The following is a 17,770-nucleotide window of genomic DNA, read 5'->3' as shown; positions in this document are numbered from 1 at the left end:
GGCGCCGGGCCCGGAAGGTTCCGTCTCCGGCTCCGTACGTGGGTCTCAGCAGCGGCTCTCAGCGGCGGGCGAAGAGCAGGTCGTGCACGACGTGGCCCTTGTCGAGTCCCTGTCCCTCGAACCGGGTCAGCGGCCGGAACGCCGGCCGCGGCGCATAGCCGCCGTCCGCCTGGGTGTTCTCGAACAGCGGGTGCGCGGTCAGCACCTCCAGCATCTGCTCGGCGTACGGTTCCCAGTCGGTCGCGCAGTGGATCACGGCCCCCGGCTTCAGCCGCTGCGCCGCCAGATCGAGGAACTCCGGCTGGATCAGCCGCCGCTTGTGGTGGCGCTTCTTGGGCCAGGGGTCGGGGAAGTACACCCGCAGCCCGTCCAACGAGTCCGGCTTCAGCATCTCGCGCAGCAGGATGATCGCGTCACCATTGGCGACCCGGATGTTGGACAGTCCGTTCCGGTCCGCGAGTCCGAGCAGATTGCCCTGGCCGGGGGTGTGCACATCCACGGCGAGAATGCCCGTGCCCGGGTCGTCGGCCGCCATCTGCGCGGTGGCCTCACCCATGCCGAAACCGATCTCCAGCACGACCGGGAGCCCGTCGAACAGCTCGGGCAGATCGAGGACGCGCTGCCCGTCGATGTCCAGGCCCCACTGCGGCCAGAGCCGCAGCAGCGCGTCCTCCTGGCCGGGCGTGACGCGGCTGCGGCGCGGCTGGAAGCTGCGGATCCGGCGCTCGTGGTGCGATCCGGCCGGATCGATGGCGGGTCCGCCGGGGAAGCGCGGCTCCTGGCGCAGCCTGCGCTGCCGCTCGAAGGAGGCGGCGCGCAGATCGTCGGGAATCCCGGCATCCGGCGAGGAGGGGTTCAAGGGCTCAGACACAATGCCCCGATTCTACGGCGGGCGGCTTCCACCCCGTCCCCCCTGCCCGGAGCAGCGCCCTGCGTGCCACCTCCCGCCCGATGGGCAGGGAGGCCGTCGCGGCGGGCGACGGAGCGTTCAGTACATGGACGGTGTGTGGCGCCTCGCGGATCAGGAAGTCGTCGACCAGGGTGCCGTCCCGGAGTACGGCCTGGGCCCTGACCCCGGCCGGGGCCGGGCGCAGGTCGGCTTCCGTGACCTCGGGCAGCAGTCGCTGCACGGCTGTCGTGAACGCGCGCTTCGACAGCGAACGGTGCACCTCGCCCGCCCCGTACCGCCAGTGTCTGCGTGCGATCCGCCAGGTGCCCGGCCAGGTCAGGGTGTCCGCCAGCTCACGGGGGCGTACGACGGGCCAGCCGTATCCCTCACGGGCCAGCGCCGGCACCGCGTTCGGACCGACGTGGACGCTGCCGTCGTGGCCCCGGGTCAGATGCACGCCGAGGAACGGGAACGCCGGATCGGGCAGCGGATAGACCAGGCCGTGCACCAGCTCCGGCCGTGCCAGCTCGTAATACTCCCCGCGGAAGGGCACGATCCGTACCCCCGGGTCGTCGCCCGCGAGTCGCGCCACCCGGTCGCAGTGCAGCCCCGCGCAGTTGACCAGGACCCGGGCCCGCACCACCGGGCCGTCCGCCGTACGCACCGCCACACCCCAGGGGCGGCGGTCGATCGCCGTGACCTCCGCCCCATAACGGATCACCCCGCCCGCCTCGCGCACCTCGGCGGCGAACCGTGCCGCGACCGCCCCGAAGTCGCACACCCCGGTCGTTCCGACGCGGATCGCGGCGAGCCCGCGCACCTGCGGCTCGTACTCCGCGATCTGGGCGGGCCCCAGCTCGCGCACCGGCAGTCCGTGCTGCCGGCCGCGCTGGACCAGGGCGTGCAGCCGGGGCAGCTCGGACCGCTCGGTCGCGACGATCAGCTTGCCGGTCACCGCGTGCGCGATGCCGTGCTCGGCGCAGAAGTCGACCATTTCCGCGGCGCCGCGCACGGCGTAGCGGGCCTTGAGCGAACCCGGGCGGTAGTAGATGCCACTGTGGATCACTCCGCTGTTGCGCCCGGTCTGGTGACGGGCGGGGCCCGACTCCTTCTCCAGCACCGTCACCCGGGTGCCCGGAGCGGTGCGCGTGATCGCATACGCCGTCGACAGGCCGACGATCCCGCCGCCGATCACCAGCACATCGCAGTCGTACGCCGCGCGCGTCATCATCACGCCACCTCCCACCCCGATAGTGCACTGACCCACTGACAACGCACTCAAACCAGCGCGGCCCAGCGTGGCGCCGGATCTTTACGCCCGGCGGCGACCGGGCGGCGCACCGGATGCCGCGAGGACATCCTGGTGACACTGCGCGGATGTGCGCGGGGGCCGGTCGTCCGGGTCGGTAGGGCTACGCGGGCGCCACCAGCAGCGGTCGGGCCCGTTCGCGCAGCTCGGCGACGCGCGGCTCGTGCCCGTACGGTTCGAGCCGGTGCAGCAGGTCCCGTACGTACTCCGTGGTCCGCGCCGAAGAGATGCGGCCCGCCACCTCCACCGCCCGGGTGCCCGCCGCGCAGGCCGCGTCCAGATTCCCGGACTCCAGCTCGGCCACCGCCGACACCACGAGCCGCAGTCCGTGCGAGCGGACGAACTCCTCGGTGGGTCTGGACAGGGCCTGCTCGGTGAAGCGCCGCACCTGCCGGGGCGCCTTCAGGTCGAGGTGGCACTCCGCGGCATCCGCCGCGAATCTGTCGTACGAGTAGAAGCCCAGCCACGACGGGTCCGCGTCGCCGTCCCGGGAACGCTCCAGCCAGCCCTCGGCGGCCTTCAGCGCGGCCCCCGCGGCCGGTGCGTCGCTCGCCTTCGCATGGGCGCGCGCCTCCACCAGGCGGAAGAAGCTCATGGTGCGGGCCGTGGCGAGCCCCCGGTTGCGTTCGACGGCGGCCTGCGCGAGGTCGACCCCCTCGTCGGCGAAACCGCGGTAGGTCGCCTGCAGTGACATCGAGGCGAGGACGTAGCCGCCGAGCGGTACGTCGGCCGCGGCCCGCGCGAGTCTCAGCGCCTGGATGTAGTAGCGCTGTGCGGCCTCCTGCTGGCCGGTGTCGAAGGCCATCCATCCGGCGAGTCTGGTCAGCTCGGCCGCCGCGCCGAAGAGCGCCCGGCCCACCTCGTCGCTGTACGAGCCGAGCAGCAGCGGTGCGGCGTCGACCCGTAAGCACTCCGGGACCATGGAGGAACGCCAGTCGCCGCCGCCGTACTTGGAGTCCCAGCGGCGGGCGTCCTGCGCGGCCTCGCGCAGTTTGGAGACATCGCTGTGGCCGACCCGCAGCGGGGAGATGTCGCTCGTGACCGGCCCGACCGGTGCGGCGGGGGAGGCGGCTGCCGAGGACGTGAAGGAGGGCGCGGACGTGGATTCCGGGCCCGGCTGGGCGGGGATGGAAGGTGTCCGCTGCGTCCCCATCGCTCCCAGGGTTCCCGGCGCCGCTTGAGCCGCCCGTGCCTTCAGTGCTGTCTGCGTGACGGGGGCACCCGCCATGCCGGGTGCGGCTGTGGTGCCGGGAACGCCTGGTTCCGCCTCTGTGCTCTTTCCTGTCGTGACCGGTGCGCTCTGCGCCCCTGCGCCGGTACGTGCGCCCCTTGCACCCGGGGGGCCGAGGACGGCTGCCTCGGCGGCTGTCGAGTCGCGTTCCACCGATGGGTCGGCGGGGGATATCAGCCAGCGGGACGCGGGCGTCGCGTACGCGCTCACCGAGAACGAGCCCGCCAGCGACTGCCAGATTCCGCCGCTGCCGGCCCGCCGCCCGGCCAGATCCAGCCGGTACAGCTCGGTCGCCGAGCGGACCGCCTCGGCCACATCGCGCGGAAACGACAGCCCGACCTCCGGTGCGGGATCGGCGTCCGCGAGCCCGATCTCGTGCAGCGGGACCGGTCGGCCGAGTTTGGCGCCGATCGCCGCGGCGATGAGATGGGGCGCGGCGCCCTGCGGCACCATGCCCTTGGAGACCCACCGGGCCACCGAGGTCTTGTCGTACCGAAGTGTCAGTCCGCGCTGCGCCCCGAGGTCGTTGACCCGCCGGGCGAGCCCGGCGTTGCTGATTCCCGCGAGGGCGAGAACGGTTCCGAGCTTCTCGTTCGGTCCGCGTTGCTCCCTGGACATGCGCCACCCCTCGACACACAGACGGCCGCCGCGTCGCCGTTGCGGCGCGCGGCTTTCGTACCGTGTCCTCCCCAGGGACGAGCCCCGGCACTCCGCCGCACACGCATATGGCCGAGCCCCGAGGAATATGCCTCCTGCCGAGAACCTCAGTGAACACAGGGTAGTTCGCCGCATCCCTACCGTTAAGGGGCAGACGTCCGTATGGCGGGATTGTTGTCCGTGGGTTCGCGGTCGGCTGTGGGGCGTCCCTCCGGTTGGCGGCGCGGTGCTCCTTTGCCGTCGCTCGGAGCGGCCCGGACCGGGTGCGGCCCCGGCCCGGACGTGGTCCGAACCCGGTCGGCGAACCGGTTCCGAACCCGGCGTGACGTACTGCTCAGGCGGGGTGGCGGCGGCCACCCGCCGGGCTCCGTACGTGCTCCTGGTGTGTGGCCGTGCGCCCGGCCGTGCGCTCTCGTCCGGCCGTTTCGGAAGCGCTTCCATGGTTGCTGCGTGGGTCGGCCCACTGCATTGGACTCAGTGGGCTGGGGGACACTGCCGCCTCATTCCCCGCAGGCGGCGGACCGGTCCGGGAGGTGAACTGCGCCTCCCGGACTGTGCATCGGACTGCGCCTCGGATTGTTCGCCGGGCTGTGCGTCGGGACCGGTACGCGACCCCCACGCGACCGGTATGCGTTCGGCGCCGGGCCGGCATCGGGCCGACATCGGGCGGTGCATGTCGACGAAGCGGGGAGTGGAGCAGGGATTGAAGCAGGGCAAAGAGGACTTCTGGTGCGGTGAGGTCCCTGCCTTCGCGTTGCCCCACACTCGGAGAATGGCCGAATGTCATCGGTCGACCGAGGTTGGGGCGGCCGATTCGCGGACATCTCGTCGACCGGCCGGTGATCGTCCGTCATCGGTCCGTCGCCGGCGGCGTCGGTCCGTGGGGGGTTCGGTGCGTGGCCGGATTTCGCCCGGTGAATCTTGCTCCTACGGGTTACACAACACGCCCGATCCGTAAGCGCGTTGGAGCTTGATCTGCCTCGCGCGCGCCGGGCGCCGGTCGTCCCCGTCGGAGGCCGGCGCAGGTTGCCGCCCGACGTGCGCCCTGACGCACCCGGCCCGGTTCGGTCTTTGCCAGGGGCGCATGCCCTTCCGACGTGCGCCGTCCGTAGCCCCTCCTGCGCGCGTTTGTCGTGGCAGCATGTTCGCAACGGCGCCGCAGGCCGGCGGAGTTCTCCCGATAATGTCCTGCTGCGCCGATTTGTCCACAGCCTGTGGAGGCGGCGATGCGTTGGTTGGTGGGGTGGAGCAGTATCGCCGCGCGCTTCGGCACGGCCGGCGCCGTCGGCGACGCCGACGAGGGGCGCACGATGCACCCCGTCGGTTCCCAACTCCTGTGGGGCGACCCGGATCCGCTCTGGGCCGTCGGCGACTGGCGACCCGACGAGATCCGTACGAGCAAGGTCGAGACCGCCGAAGGCGCGCCCACCGCGCGGCTCGCCGTCCTCGGCTGCTGCAGTGCCACCGACGAACAGCTGCGCGTCGGCCTCCTCGCCGCCCGCGGCGGAGCCCTGCGCCACCTCACCTCCTGGCCCGGCAGCTACACGGCCGTCGTCCAGGTCGGCCGCCGTATCACCATCATCGGGGACCTCGCCGGAGCCCGCCCGGTCTTCTACACCCCCTGGGCCGGCGGCACGGCGTACGCCACCGCCGCACTCCCGCTCGCCGACCTCATCGAAGCCCAGCTCGACATCGGTCACCTCGCCGCCCTGCTCGCCTGCCCCGAAACCCCGGAGGCGCTGCGCGACGGCACGCCGTACGAGGGAGTGAAGCGCATCCCGCCGGGGCACGCACTCATCCTCCGCGAGGGCTCGCGCGAGATCACCGGGTACGAGGCGGTGGCCTCCCTCGCCGTCGCCGCGCCCCAACTCGACCCGGTCAGCGCCGTCGACGGGGTGCGCGACGCGCTGGTCGAGGCCGTACGCGCCAGGCTCACGGCCCCGCGCCACGCCCCCGAAACCCTGCCGCCCGACCCCGGACCGGTCCCCGGCATGGGGCCCGCCGAACGACGCGCCGCCCGCGGCGCCCCCGTACCCGGCATCGGCGCCGACCTCTCCGGAGGCAGTGCCTCCGCCACCCTCGCCCTCCTGGCCGCCGGACTGCCCGGCCTGCCCGGCACCCTCCTCGGCCACGGCACGGGAGCGGGGGAACGGCTGCTTGCCGTCACCTTCAACGACCTGACCGCGCGCGGGCACGAGGACGAACTCGAACGCGCCCGCGTCATCGCAGCCAACCCGCGCCTGCACCATGTCGTCGTCGCCGCCGGGGAAGAGGCCCTGCCCTACGCCGACCTCGGCGGCGGCCCGCTCACCGATGAACCCGCCCCGTCCCTCGTCGTCGCCGAGCGCCACCGCCGCCGCCTCGCCTCGGGCAGCGCCGACCACTTCGTCGGCGGTGGCGCCCGGCAAGTGCTCGACGCCCATCCGGCCCGCCTCGCCGACCTGCTGATGGACCGGCGCCGACGCCATCTGCTGCGCCCCGTCGCTGCTCTCGCCAAGGCCGAGGGCCCGACCACGCACTCCCTCTTCGTCCCGCTGACCGTCTACCGGGCGGCCCGCCGCCTGTCCCGTACGTCGTACCGCACCGGCCTCGAAACGGCGGCCGACCGGCTGCCGGACGCCAACCGCCATGCCCCCGACCTCGACACGCCCGCCGACGCGTCGCTCGCCGCCCTCGCCTGGTCACGGCCGGGACCCGCCGCGCGCTGGCTGACCGGGGAGGCGCTCGCCGAGGTGGCGTTCCGGCTGCAGGAGGCGGCGATCCGCCCCGCCGCCGTCCCGCGCCCGGGCGAGGCCCGCGCCCGGGCGGCCCTCGCCCGGTTCGCCGCCGACCACCGGATCCTGGAGCAGGCCGCGGAGAACCGCAGTCAGCGGCTGCACGCCCCGTTCCTCGACAATCAGGTCGTACGCGCCGCCCGTGCGCTCCCCGAATCGCTCCGCGTCCAGCCGGGCGCCCGCGCCGCGATCCTGCGCCGGGTGCTCGCGGGCGCGGGCATCCACGAGCTGCCGCCCGGCTGGGGCACCCCCTCCCTCGCCACTGCGCACGCCACCGCTCGCACCGGCCTGCGCGCCGCGCTCCCCGACCTGATCGCCCTCTTCGACGCACCGCTGCTCGCCGACGCGGGCCTGATCGAAGCCCGCGTCGTACGGAAGGCCCTGCGCGCGGCGTCGGAGGGCGAACCGCTCCCGCTGGACGGCCTGGCGCATCTGGCGTCCATGGAACTGTGGCTCCGCCGACTCGTGTCACGGCGTGGCACCTGCTGGACGGGCACGGCGGCGCCGCGCCAGCGCGCGGTCGCGGGCGGAATCGTTCCGGCGAGGCGGACGCTGCAGCCGTAGGCATGAGCGGCGTGGGACGGGGGCGACAGGGACCTTCGACGCGGCCGCGCGTCCGCTGACGGCGTGTGCGCCGTCGGGTGCGCGCTATCGGGCGCGCCGTGTCGCTCCCGCCGCCGGGCGCCCGATACCGGACGTGTCGCGTCGACCCGTCCCGTCAGGCCTGCTTCCGTCCGCCCCACGGGACGGAACGGCCGGATGCGGTACCTGATCCTCGGCGTCACTGAGGCGCGAGACGAGAACGGCGGAGCGCTGCCCGTGGGCGGTACGCGGCTGCGCGCCCTCCTCGCCGCACTCGCCCTGCGTACGGGCCGGACCGTGCACGTCGCCGATCTCGTCGACGACGTATGGGCCGGGGCCCCCGCACGACGCCCGGTGACGAGCTCGGCGCACTGGGCGTCCCGCGCCTCGCGAAGTGCCAGCGTCAGACCACAGAACTCCCGGATGCCTTGGACGCCACCGCCGCCCCGGATGCCCCCGCCGTCTGACCGCCCGTCGTCTCACCGACAGCTGATGGTCGAATCCGCCCAGTCGGCAAGTGTCGCACCTCCGCCCGGGTGTGCCCTTTCGACGACCAGCCGGATCTTTTCCTGCCCGACGATGCCGACCCCCACGGGAACGGCCGGGTCGTTGCCGTTCATCACCGGGGACTGCCACAACCGTGCCCCGTCACCGTTGAAGACGGAGAAGCGCACGGAGCCCAGCCCCATGGTCATGTCGTCGACCCCGGCCATGGCCTCGTAACGCGTGCACTGCCGGTTCAGCTGGATGGTGACCGAGGACTTGCCGTGGACGGTGACCCCGTGCGCGTACTGCGTGCCGCCGATCGACAGACCGGAACGCTGCCAGACCCAGTTGCTCTCGTTGATCACCACCTCCGGCCCGGTGTGGTCACCCAGCATCGAGTAGCTCAGCTCGCTGAGCCGATACGCAGTCGGTGCGGGCGGCGGAGGCGGCGGTGGAGGCGGGGTCGGCTTCGGGGGAGAGGGCTTCGGCGCGGGTGTTGTCGGCTCGGGAGTCGGTTTCGGAGGCGGTGGCGGTGCAGGAGGCGGTGGCGGTGCAGGAGTGGGCGTTGGTGTCGGCTTGGGTTTGGGTTTCGGCGCGGGCGGCGGTGCGGGCGCCGGTGGTGCTGGTGGTGGGGGCGGCGTGGGTTTCGGCGGCGTTGTCGGCTTCGGGGGCGTCGGTGTGGGTGCGGCGGGCGCCACGACAGCGGGCTTGGCCGGTAGTTCGGCCTCGGGCTTCGGCTGGTCGTCGCCGACCAGCGCCCAGGCCAGTCCGGCCGCCACCGCCACGGCAACCGCCGCCGCGATACCGGCCTTCGCCGGGGCACCGAGCCCTTCCGAGACTGCGGCACCACTGGCGGCGCCCCCGGAAGAACTCCCGCCGGTCGCCGCCGCGGCGGCACCCGCGCCCGTGGCTCCCGCCGCGCCACCGGCGACGATTCCGGCAGCCTTGAGCGCGTACCCGGCGGCGAACCAGCCGATGACCGCGACCGGCAGCAGCGCGGGAATCCCGGCGTTGACATGGGCCAGTTCGCCCGCGGCGAGACGGCACTTCACGCACTCGTCCAGATGCGCCCGCAGCCCGCGCTCGGCCCGCATCCGGAGTCCACCCCGGGCATACGTGCCGAGGCGGTCGGCGTACCGCGCGCAGTCCCCGCCCGAAGTGAGCGCCTGACTCACATGCGCCTGCAGGTAGGCCTGCTTGAGCCCTTCGCGGGCCCGGCCGGCCAGGACCGCCGTGGCATTGGCGGTCAGCCCGAACAGCGGGGCGATCTCGCTGGGCGACTCCTCCTCGACGGTGGTGTGCCACAGCACCGCCTGCCAGCGCTCCGGCAGGCTGCGGAACGCCTGCATCGCCATCGACTGCTCGGCCTCGTGCATCGCGAGCACATCCGCACCGAGGTCGAGTGTGTCCGCCTCCGACACCTGGGAGGCCTGGGATGCCTGCGCGGCGAACACCGCGAAGTCATCGACCAGTTGTTCCCGCTTCGCGGTCTTGGTCCAGGCGGCTCCGACATGCCGGACAGCCGTCATGAGGTAGGCCCGTACCGCCTGCTCGGGCCCCTTGCCCCTGCGTACCGCCTGCAGCGTGCGGGCGAAGACCTCGGCCGTCAGGTCGTCGGCGGTGTGCGCGTCCCGGCAGCAGGTCCGCGCGTAGCGGCGCACCGCGTCCACGTGCCGCCGGAACAGCTCCTCGTACGCGGGATCGTCGCCGTCCCGCATCCGTGCGATCAACTCGGCGTCGGAGGATGAGGAGTCGGAGTCGGTGGCGCTGGTGCTGCCGCCCTCCCGCTGCATCGGCACCGCGGCGCCGGCCTCGACACCGGTGTCGGCGGTTGCCGGCCACGGACCGGACAGGACGGTGCCGCCCGCGACGTCACCGACCGACCGCTCGGGCCCGGCCTGGCTCGATATCTGCCGGGAGGGCAGCCCACCGGCCTGCGTCACATGGCCCGTGGCGGAGACGTCGTCGAACGACTCTTCCTGCTGCCCGTCACCGCTCATCGCGGAAGCCCCCGTTTGCGCTGTCGGACCCGAACACCGGGCAAGAGTGCCACATGGCGCAATCACGTCGACCCTTCAGCCCCTGCAACCACTCATCCGGGGCGTTTTCCCGAATGTGAGCACTAATGATCACCTTTTCGGGGAAGGGTCATTGAGCTCTTTTGTACGGATGGGCCGCAGGCAACGGGCGGCAGCTCCACCGACGAGGGCCGCAGGGAGTCGACACACCGCTGATCAAGCGCCGACCAGGCATCGGACCGACATGGATCAGGAGCCGTGGAGCGCAGGGCCTGTGGGCCGGGTGTGGGTACGGGAGCCGGGAGGGGCAGCCAGTAAGCCGGATGCGTAGGCCGGGCAGAGCGGCCGGGCAGAGAAGCCGGACGTATAAGCCGAATACGAGAGTGGAAGAGCGACAATGAGCCGCCGAGCCGACTCTCCTGAACGGCCGCGCAGACTGCGGATCGCGGATTGCGGACCACCGAACTCAGCAATCTATTCACGTCGGCCATTCGCGCCGGTCATTCACCTCAGCCGATTCGCACCGGCCGTTCGTCCCCGGCCGTTCACGCCGACCGTGCACCCCGGCAACCGGGCCCGACCGTCCACCCCGGCCGTCCGCCCCGAGAGGCAGTGCGCGCACAACACGTCCGCGCACCACCCTCACCCACGCATACCCCGCGGAAGGGAAGCACTCAACTCACGGCTCACGCAACGCCCCGCGAACGCAGCCCCTCCAGCAGGATGTCCAGCAACCGGCTCGAAGCTGCGGCCTGCTGAGCCGCATCGGGGAGCGAAGGCGCCGCGGTCGCGATGACGAGCAGCACATCCGCCACCGTCACGTCACGGCGGAGTTCACCGGCTGCCCGCGCCCGTTCCACCAGGCGGCCGACGACCTCCAGGAGCTCACCGGCTCCCGTGCCGTCGTCATCGAGGCCGGTCTCCACGGCAGAACGCCCGTCGGCCGACCGGGGACCGGCGTGACCCGCGCCCTGCCTCTGCTGAGGCACCCGCGCCTCGTCCCGAACGCTGCCCGGGCCTGATCCCGGTACGGAGGCAGCCATGTCCTCCGACTCCCCGACCACAGCCGAGGCGGCGGCGGTGTCGGATGCGGAGGCAGAAACGGCGGCAGCGGCCGCGGAATCGGCAGCGGACTCGACATCCACTCCGACCCGCAGCACCTGAGGCGGCAGCAGCCGCCCCGCGCCCGAGGCCACGGACGTCCGCAGGAAGCGCGACAGCGCCGACCACGGCTCGTCCTCCTGGCCCAGCGCGGTCCGCGCCTGGTCCGTCAGCCGGGAGGTCTCCTCCTCGGCTATCCGCCGCACCAGCACGTCCTTGCTCGGGAACCGGCGGTACACCGTGCCGACTCCGACTCTGGCACGACGCGCCACGTCCTCCATCGGAGCCCCGTATCCCAGCTCGCCGAAGACTTCGCGTGCGGCTCGCAGCACATGTTCCAGATTGCGCTGTGCGTCCACGCGGAGCGGAGCCGAGCGGCCGTTGGCCGCATTCGCCCCGACCGTCGCGGCCGACGTGCCGGCCCCGCCCGTCCCGCCTGTTCCGGCCGTCGCGACTGCGCCGACCGGACCTACCGTGTCCACTGTCCCCACTGCACCGTTTCGCCCGGTTCCGTCGGACGAATGGGACGTGACTGCCGCAGCAGTCTGCCAATGAGAATCCTGAATGTGCATAACTGTTCCCCCGGTTATGACGTCTCCCCCCGGAGACTTCCCGCCGTTTGAGCCGGAGCGCGGATCACGGTCTCCACCCGGCACCCCGACGACATACGAAGATAGTTGAGCCCGGGTCAATTCAGAAGGGGTAGTTCCGCACAGAGCGCCCCCTGATCGGAGCAAGGACCGCTTGGTCACTGATTCGACCCCGGCCCGCCACCCCCACCCCAACCCCTGACCTGCGCAGCTTCCGTATCCCCAGGGCGATCAGCAGCAGTGGCCTGTCCAGAACCTCCGGTCACACAATTTGCCGGGGCTGTGGACAAACCCTTGAGCACGTTGCGTCATGGGGTGGTGATGGCTTCAGATTCCGGGGGAACACCCCCCGGCCCCCCGCCGGGTGTGCGCATTCTCGTCGTCGGCGGCGGCTACGTCGGGATGTACACCGCACTGCGTCTCCAGCGGAAGCTGAAGCAGAGACTCAGAAGTGGTGAGGCCGAGATCGTCGTCGTCACCCCCGAGCCTTATATGACGTATCAGCCCTTCCTGCCCGAAGCGGCCGCCGGTTCGATCTCGCCGCGCCATGTCGTCGTGCCGCTCCGCAGGGTCCTGGCGGACTGCACGATCGTGATCGGTGAGGCAGAACGCATCAACCACGCCGAACGCACGGCGACCGTCACCACCCTCGCCACCGGGGAGGACGGCACCGGCGCCGTCGAGATCCCGTACGACGAACTCGTGCTCGCACCCGGCTCCGTCTCGCGCACCCTCCCGATCCCCGGCCTCGCCGAGCACGGCATCGGCTTCAAGACGATCGAGGAGGCCATCGGCCTGCGCAACCACGTCATCGAGCAGATGGACATCGCCTCCGCCACCCGCGACCCGGCCATCCGCGACGCCGCCCTCACCTTCGTCTTCGTCGGCGGCGGCTACGCGGGCGTCGAGGCCCTCGCCGAGCTGGAGGACATGGCCCGCTACACCTCGCGGTACTACCACAACATCAAGGCGGACGACCTGAAATGGATCCTTGTCGAGGCGTCGGGCCGCATCCTTCCCGAGGTCGGTGAGGCGATGGGCGGCTACGCGATCCGTGAGCTGCGCGGCCGCAATATCGACGTACGCCTGGACACCAGGCTGGAGTCCTGCGAGGACCGGATCGCCGTCCTGAGCGACGGTTCCCGCTTCCCGACCCGCACCGTCGTGTGGACCGCGGGCGTCAAACCCGCGCCGGTCCTCGCCGCCACCGATCTGCCGCTCAACGAGCGCGGCAGGCTCAGATGCACGGCAGAACTCACCGTGGAAGGGGTCGAGCACGCCTGGGCCGCCGGGGACGCCGCGGCCGTACCCGATCTGACCGCCGCTGAAACGGGCAAGGAGACCGCGCCCAACGCCCAGCACGCCGTACGCCAGGCCAAGGCCCTCGCCGACAACATCCTCGCGTCGATCAGCGGCGAACCCCTCACGGAGTACCGGCACAGCTACGCGGGCTCCGTCGCCTCACTCGGCCTCCACAAGGGCGTCGCCCACGTCTACGGTCGCAAGCTCAAGGGCTACCCGGCCTGGCTGATGCACCGTACGTATCACCTCAGCCGGGTTCCGACGTTCAACCGGAAGGCCCGCGTCCTTGCCGAATGGACCCTCGCCGGGCTCTTCAAGCGCGAGATCGTCTCGCTCGGCTCGCTGGAACACCCGCGCGCCGAATTCGAACTTGCCGCGGGAGGCCAACGCCCCGGGCCGGGCCACCCGAAGGCCCCCGACGGCCCACCGGGCAACGGCGGCTGACTGCCCGTCGGCCCGCCACGTCACCCGACCGGGGCCGGACCGTACCGACGACTGTCAGTACGGTCCGCCACACTGGACGTGTGACCATAGGTGGGCCCACATCTGCACAGAGTGACCCGGCCGGCAGTGACCGACAGCGAGCAGCCCGCCCCAGCGGACCAGACCGACACACGAGGCCAGAAATTCCGTGAACTTCACGCGTTGGAGCGCCCGCCTACCCGGAACGCAGCGTCGCGCCGCCGCACGGGACGACCACAGTTCCGTGCCCTCGGCCCGCGCCGAGTACGCAGGGCCCGGGACCGGGCCCTGCCCACCGGACGGCGACACGCATGGCGCGCTGACCAGGGACCGCGGCCCCGCCCTGGAGGATCTCTCCGCCCAGGACATCCTCGGCCAGCTGCCCGCCCTGGTGGCCCTGGTCTACGGCCCCGACCACCGGATCGCGTACGTCAACGACGCCTACGCCGCCGCCTTCGGCCCCCGCCCGGCCGGCGCCCCCGCCGCCGAGGCCATGCCCGAGCTCGCCGAGCTCAGCCTGCTGCCCCTCCTGGACCAGGTCCTGCGTAGCGGCACACCCCGTACGGTCAAGTCCCGCAAGGTCCGCGGCGGCAATTCGTACACCGTGACCTGCACCCCGGTACACCGGGACAGCGACGCCGAAACCGACGGCGAAGGGGCCGGGAGCAACAAGCAGACCAAGAACAAGGACAAGAGCAAGGGAGGCACCGAAGGCGGGGTGCTTGTGTATGCCGCCGACGTCACCGACCACGCCGAAGCGGCCGAACGGCTCCGCGCCAGCGAGCGCCGCCACCGCGAAACGGCCGTCACCCTCCAGCGCTCCCTGCTCCCGCAGGAGCTGGAGCAGCCCGACGACCTGCGGATCGCCGCCACCTACCAGCCGGGCGGCACGGACGCCGCCGTCGGCGGCGACTGGTACGACGTCATCACCCTCGGCGCGGGCCGCACCGCCCTGGTCATCGGCGACGTGATGGGACGTGGGGTACGGGCCGCCGCCGTCATGGGCCAGCTCCGTACGGCCGTGCGCGCCTACGCCCGCCTCGACCTCCCGCCCCACGAGGTGCTTCAGCTCCTCGACGGCCTCGCCGCCGAGATCGACGCCAGCCAGATCGCCACCTGCGCCTACGCGGTCCACGATCCGAACGAGGGGCGGCTCGTCTACGCCTCCGCCGGGCACCTGCCGATCCTGGTGAGTCACGAGGACGGTACGGTCCACCGCGCCGAGGACCCGACAGGACCGCCGCTCGGCACCGGCGGCTGGATCCACACATCGGGCACGATCGCGCTGCCGCCCGGTTCCACGGCGGTCCTCTATACGGACGGCCTGGTGGAGCGCCGCAGCGAGGACATCGACGAGGGCGTCGCCGCCCTGGAGCGCGCTCTTTCCGGGGCGAAGGGGTCACCCCAGGTGGTCTGCGACCGGCTGATCCGCTCCCTCGGCGTCACCGCGGAGCACGACGACGACGTGGCGGTGCTGGTGGTCCAGCACCCCGCCCGTAGCGGGGCGGACGCGGAGCTGTTCCACAACGCCTCGCTCGAACTCCTCGGCGGCGTCGAGGCGGCCCCGCGCGCCCGCGCGTTCGCGACCGGCGTCCTGACGTCGTGGCGATTCCCGGTCGAGCTCTGCGACCTGGGCGTCCTGGCCGCGGGCGAACTCGTCGCGAACTCCCTCAAGCACGGCACCCCACCGATGCGCCTGGGCCTGCGCCGTACCGACCGCCGCCTGATCATCGAGGTGACCGACGGCGACGATCACCTGCCGCGCCGTCGTCGCGCCGATCCGGCGGACGAAGCGGGCCGCGGCATCTCCATCGTCGCGACGATCGCCACGTCCTGGGGCAGCCGCCGCACACCGGGGGGCGGCAAAGCGGTCTGGTGCGAATTCGCCCTGCCGCGGTAGGGCCCTGCCACAGCAGGCCCCTACCGCCGCCGGCCAGGGACTCAGCGACTGGCTACGGCGGAGGCGGCGGTCACCGGCTCGGCCTCCGGCAGTGACACGGCCACCACCCTGGACGGCGCCGCCTCGATCGACGGCTGATCCTGTACGGGAGTGAGCCGTCGGCCGAGCCGCAGCGCCAGCACCGTGATGCCCAGCGAGAACAGCACGAAGGTCACGATGTACGGCCCGTGCAGAGTCGCCCCCATCGGCCCGCCCACGGCGGGACCGACCGCGAGCGCGAGCTGCTTGCACAGGGCGAAGGCGGAGTTGTACTGCCCGACCATCGACTCCGGCGCCAGATCGGCGACCAGCGGCGCCACGGTCGGCGACAGCATCGACTCACCGAGCCCGAACAGCGCGTACGTGGAGATCATCGCGGCCGTCGCCATGGTCTGGCTGCCGTGTCCGAGACCCGCGTACCCGGCCACGATCCAGGCGAACGCCCAGATCAGACCGACCGAGGCGATGACCCGGCTGCGCCTGCGCCGCTCCACCAGGCGCAGCACGACGAACTGCGCCACGACGATGACGGCGGTGTTGGCGGCCAGCGCGATACCGAGTGTCGAGGGCTGGATCCCGGCGGCCTCGGTGCCGTACGCCGCGAGCCCGGACTCGAACTGTCCGTAGCAGGCGAAGAACACCACGAAGCCCAGCACGCACAGCTGCACCATGGCCCTGTGCGACAGCAGCGCCCGCATCCCGACCGGCGCCTTGGACCCGTCGGTGGGCCTGGCGTCGGAGAAGGACGGCGTACGGGACAGCCGCACCGTGGCGGCGATGACACCGAGCACGATGAACATGGCGGCCTCGATGAGGAACAGCAGGGTGAAGGTCTCCGGCCGGCTCGTGTCGACGATCTGACCGCCGACCAGCCCACCGATGCCGAGCCCGAGGTTCTGCAGGAAGAACTGCATGGCGAAGGCGCGCGTACGGGTGGCGGTGCTGGAGCACCACACGAGCATGGTGGCGAGCGCCGGCTGCATGACCGCCGTACCGGCCCCGAGGACCGCGGCCGACAGCACCGCGGCGGTCACACCCGACGACAGGCCGAGGGCGATCGCGCCCAGGGAAGCGACGACCGAGGCGACGACGAGGACGGGCAGCGGCCCGCGCCGGTCGATGACACGCCCGGTGAACGGCAGAACGGCCAGCGCCGCCATGGCGAAGACCGCCAGCACGACTCCCGCGGTGCCGGCACCCAGATCCCGTACCTGTGCCACATAGACGTACAGATACGGAACGGTGAACCCCAGCCCGAACGCGCTCAGCGCGCTCCCCAGCTGGATCCGCCGCAGTGCTGCACCCATCTCCCTGGTCACACTCACCTACCTCAAGGTCTCGAAGCGACTTGCCGAGCCGCCAAACGACTCGAACCCGAAGACTTTAGCACTAAAGTTAGATGCTCAACAATTCAAGCCGAAGGACTTCGATGGCTTTGGAGGGCATGCCATACTGCCCGCCATGTCCGACACCACCGAGCAGCCCGGCCCGCAGGAGCCGAGCCTCGACGAGCAGATCGCCGCCTACCAGCGCGAGTTCCGGGACCTGGACCCCCAGGTCGAGCAGGTCGTCTCGGCCCTGGGCCGGCTGAACCGCCGGATGAACGTGGCGTACGGCCGTCAGGTCGCCGCCCTCGGCATCAGCAACGCCGAGTGGGAGGTCCTCAAGACCCTGGTCCTGGCCGGCTCCCCGTACCGCCTGGGCCCGGGAGAGCTGGCCAAGCGCCTGGGTCTCACCCCGGCCGCGATGACCCACCGCATCGACCGCATGGCGGGCGAAGGCCTGGTCACCCGCGACCGGGACGAGAACAACCGGGTGCGAGTGATCGTCGAGCTGACCGATGAGGGCCGTACGAAGTGGCTGGAGGCGATGCGCATGGCGACCGCCTTCGAGGAGGACCTGCTTCAGGACCTCACCGGCGACGAACGCGGAGTCCTCGGCGACATGCTGATCCGCCTCCTGCGCCGCGTGGAGCACGCCCAGCCGGACGCCGGCGGGCGCCTCACCGACCTGGACTGAACCCATGCCGGACACGCACGAAAACGGCTTGACCTGGCCGGGTTGACACCCCCTCCCACGACCCGTAAGGTTCTTCGAGTTGTCACCGAGCCGGAACGGTTCTGCGACGACCGATCCCGCCGCGAATGCGGCAACCAAAACTCAGCACGATCTCCCACTCGGGACAATTTCGGCATGCCGGAATTAATTTCGAAGGCTCGATTATGAGCCGCCGGGAAAATCCGCTAGAGTTTGGACGTCGGAACGGCCCAACGGCCGGGAAGACAAACCCCGCTGACTGGGAATCAGGCCCGAAAGGATCTGATAGAGTCGGACTCGCCGGAAAGGGAAACGCGAAAGCGAAGAACTGGAAAGCAGCCCCGCTTCGACCGGGAATCGGACACGAAAGAGTCTGATAGAGTCGGAAACGCA

The 17,770-nt window shown here is 71.7% G+C and carries 10 protein-coding genes; 4 read left to right on the top strand and 6 right to left on the bottom strand.

All coding sequences use genetic code 11. From position 1 onward, the window contains the following. Nucleotides 1-58: 58 nt before the first annotated feature. From trmB to ACFU8Q_RS09260, 3 genes are all read right to left on the bottom strand, one after another. On the bottom strand, nucleotides 59-871 hold the full coding sequence (trmB, locus tag ACFU8Q_RS09270) for a tRNA (guanosine(46)-N7)-methyltransferase TrmB (protein WP_384450104.1): 813 nt from the start codon (nucleotides 869-871) through the stop codon (nucleotides 59-61). After that, entirely contained in the window at nucleotides 864-2,120 is a 1,257-nt protein-coding gene (lhgO, locus tag ACFU8Q_RS09265; protein WP_384450101.1) for an L-2-hydroxyglutarate oxidase, read from the bottom strand. Before lhgO ends, trmB begins: the two co-directional genes overlap by 8 nt. A 181-nt stretch (nucleotides 2,121-2,301) precedes the next feature. Beyond that, nucleotides 2,302-4,047, bottom strand: coding sequence for a sporulation protein (locus ACFU8Q_RS09260; RefSeq protein ID WP_384450099.1), 1,746 nt, complete (start codon nucleotides 4,045-4,047; stop codon nucleotides 2,302-2,304). A gap of 1,265 nt (nucleotides 4,048-5,312) precedes the next feature. On the opposite strand from ACFU8Q_RS09260, the gene ACFU8Q_RS09255 reads away from it, so the two are divergent. Continuing rightward, on the top strand, nucleotides 5,313-7,424 hold the full coding sequence (locus ACFU8Q_RS09255; protein WP_384450096.1) for an asparagine synthase-related protein: 2,112 nt from the start codon (nucleotides 5,313-5,315) through the stop codon (nucleotides 7,422-7,424). Between the two features lie 497 nt (nucleotides 7,425-7,921). Here the strand turns inward: ACFU8Q_RS09255 and ACFU8Q_RS09250 are convergent, their stop codons facing one another. Together ACFU8Q_RS09250 and ACFU8Q_RS09245 are read right to left on the bottom strand one after the other, a co-directional pair. Then, nucleotides 7,922-9,928: a sigma-70 family RNA polymerase sigma factor gene (locus ACFU8Q_RS09250; RefSeq protein WP_384450093.1), complete on the bottom strand. Its 2,007-nt coding sequence runs from the start codon at nucleotides 9,926-9,928 to the stop codon at nucleotides 7,922-7,924. A 704-nt stretch (nucleotides 9,929-10,632) separates the two neighbouring features. Continuing rightward, a complete protein-coding gene (locus ACFU8Q_RS09245; protein WP_384450090.1) occupies nucleotides 10,633-11,619 on the bottom strand; it encodes a TetR/AcrR family transcriptional regulator in 987 nt (328 codons plus the stop codon). Nucleotides 11,620-12,003: 384 nt separating this feature from the next. On the opposite strand from ACFU8Q_RS09245, the gene ACFU8Q_RS09240 reads away from it, so the two are divergent. Beyond that, entirely contained in the window at nucleotides 12,004-13,383 is a 1,380-nt protein-coding gene (locus ACFU8Q_RS09240; RefSeq protein WP_384450087.1) for an NAD(P)/FAD-dependent oxidoreductase, read from the top strand. Nucleotides 13,384-13,570: 187 nt separating this feature from the next. Continuing rightward, complete coding sequence (locus ACFU8Q_RS09235; protein WP_384450084.1) at nucleotides 13,571-15,301, top strand: SpoIIE family protein phosphatase; 1,731 nt, start codon at nucleotides 13,571-13,573, stop codon at nucleotides 15,299-15,301. 41 nt (nucleotides 15,302-15,342) lie between these two features. On the opposite strand, the gene ACFU8Q_RS09230 is transcribed toward ACFU8Q_RS09235, so the two are convergent. After that, nucleotides 15,343-16,647 carry an MFS transporter gene (locus tag ACFU8Q_RS09230; RefSeq protein ID WP_384450152.1) on the bottom strand — a complete coding sequence of 435 codons (1,305 nt, stop codon included), beginning with the start codon at nucleotides 16,645-16,647 and terminating at the stop codon, nucleotides 15,343-15,345. Between the two features lie 154 nt (nucleotides 16,648-16,801). On the opposite strand from ACFU8Q_RS09230, the gene ACFU8Q_RS09225 reads away from it, so the two are divergent. Next, a complete protein-coding gene (locus ACFU8Q_RS09225) occupies nucleotides 16,802-17,359 on the top strand; it encodes a MarR family winged helix-turn-helix transcriptional regulator (RefSeq protein WP_384450081.1) in 558 nt (185 codons plus the stop codon). Nucleotides 17,360-17,770: the final 411 nt, after the last annotated feature.

The organism is Streptomyces sp. NPDC057543 (assembly GCF_042801895.1).
Taxonomy (GTDB): domain Bacteria; phylum Actinomycetota; class Actinomycetes; order Streptomycetales; family Streptomycetaceae; genus Streptomyces.
This window is presented reverse-complemented; position numbering and strand designations above follow the sequence as displayed.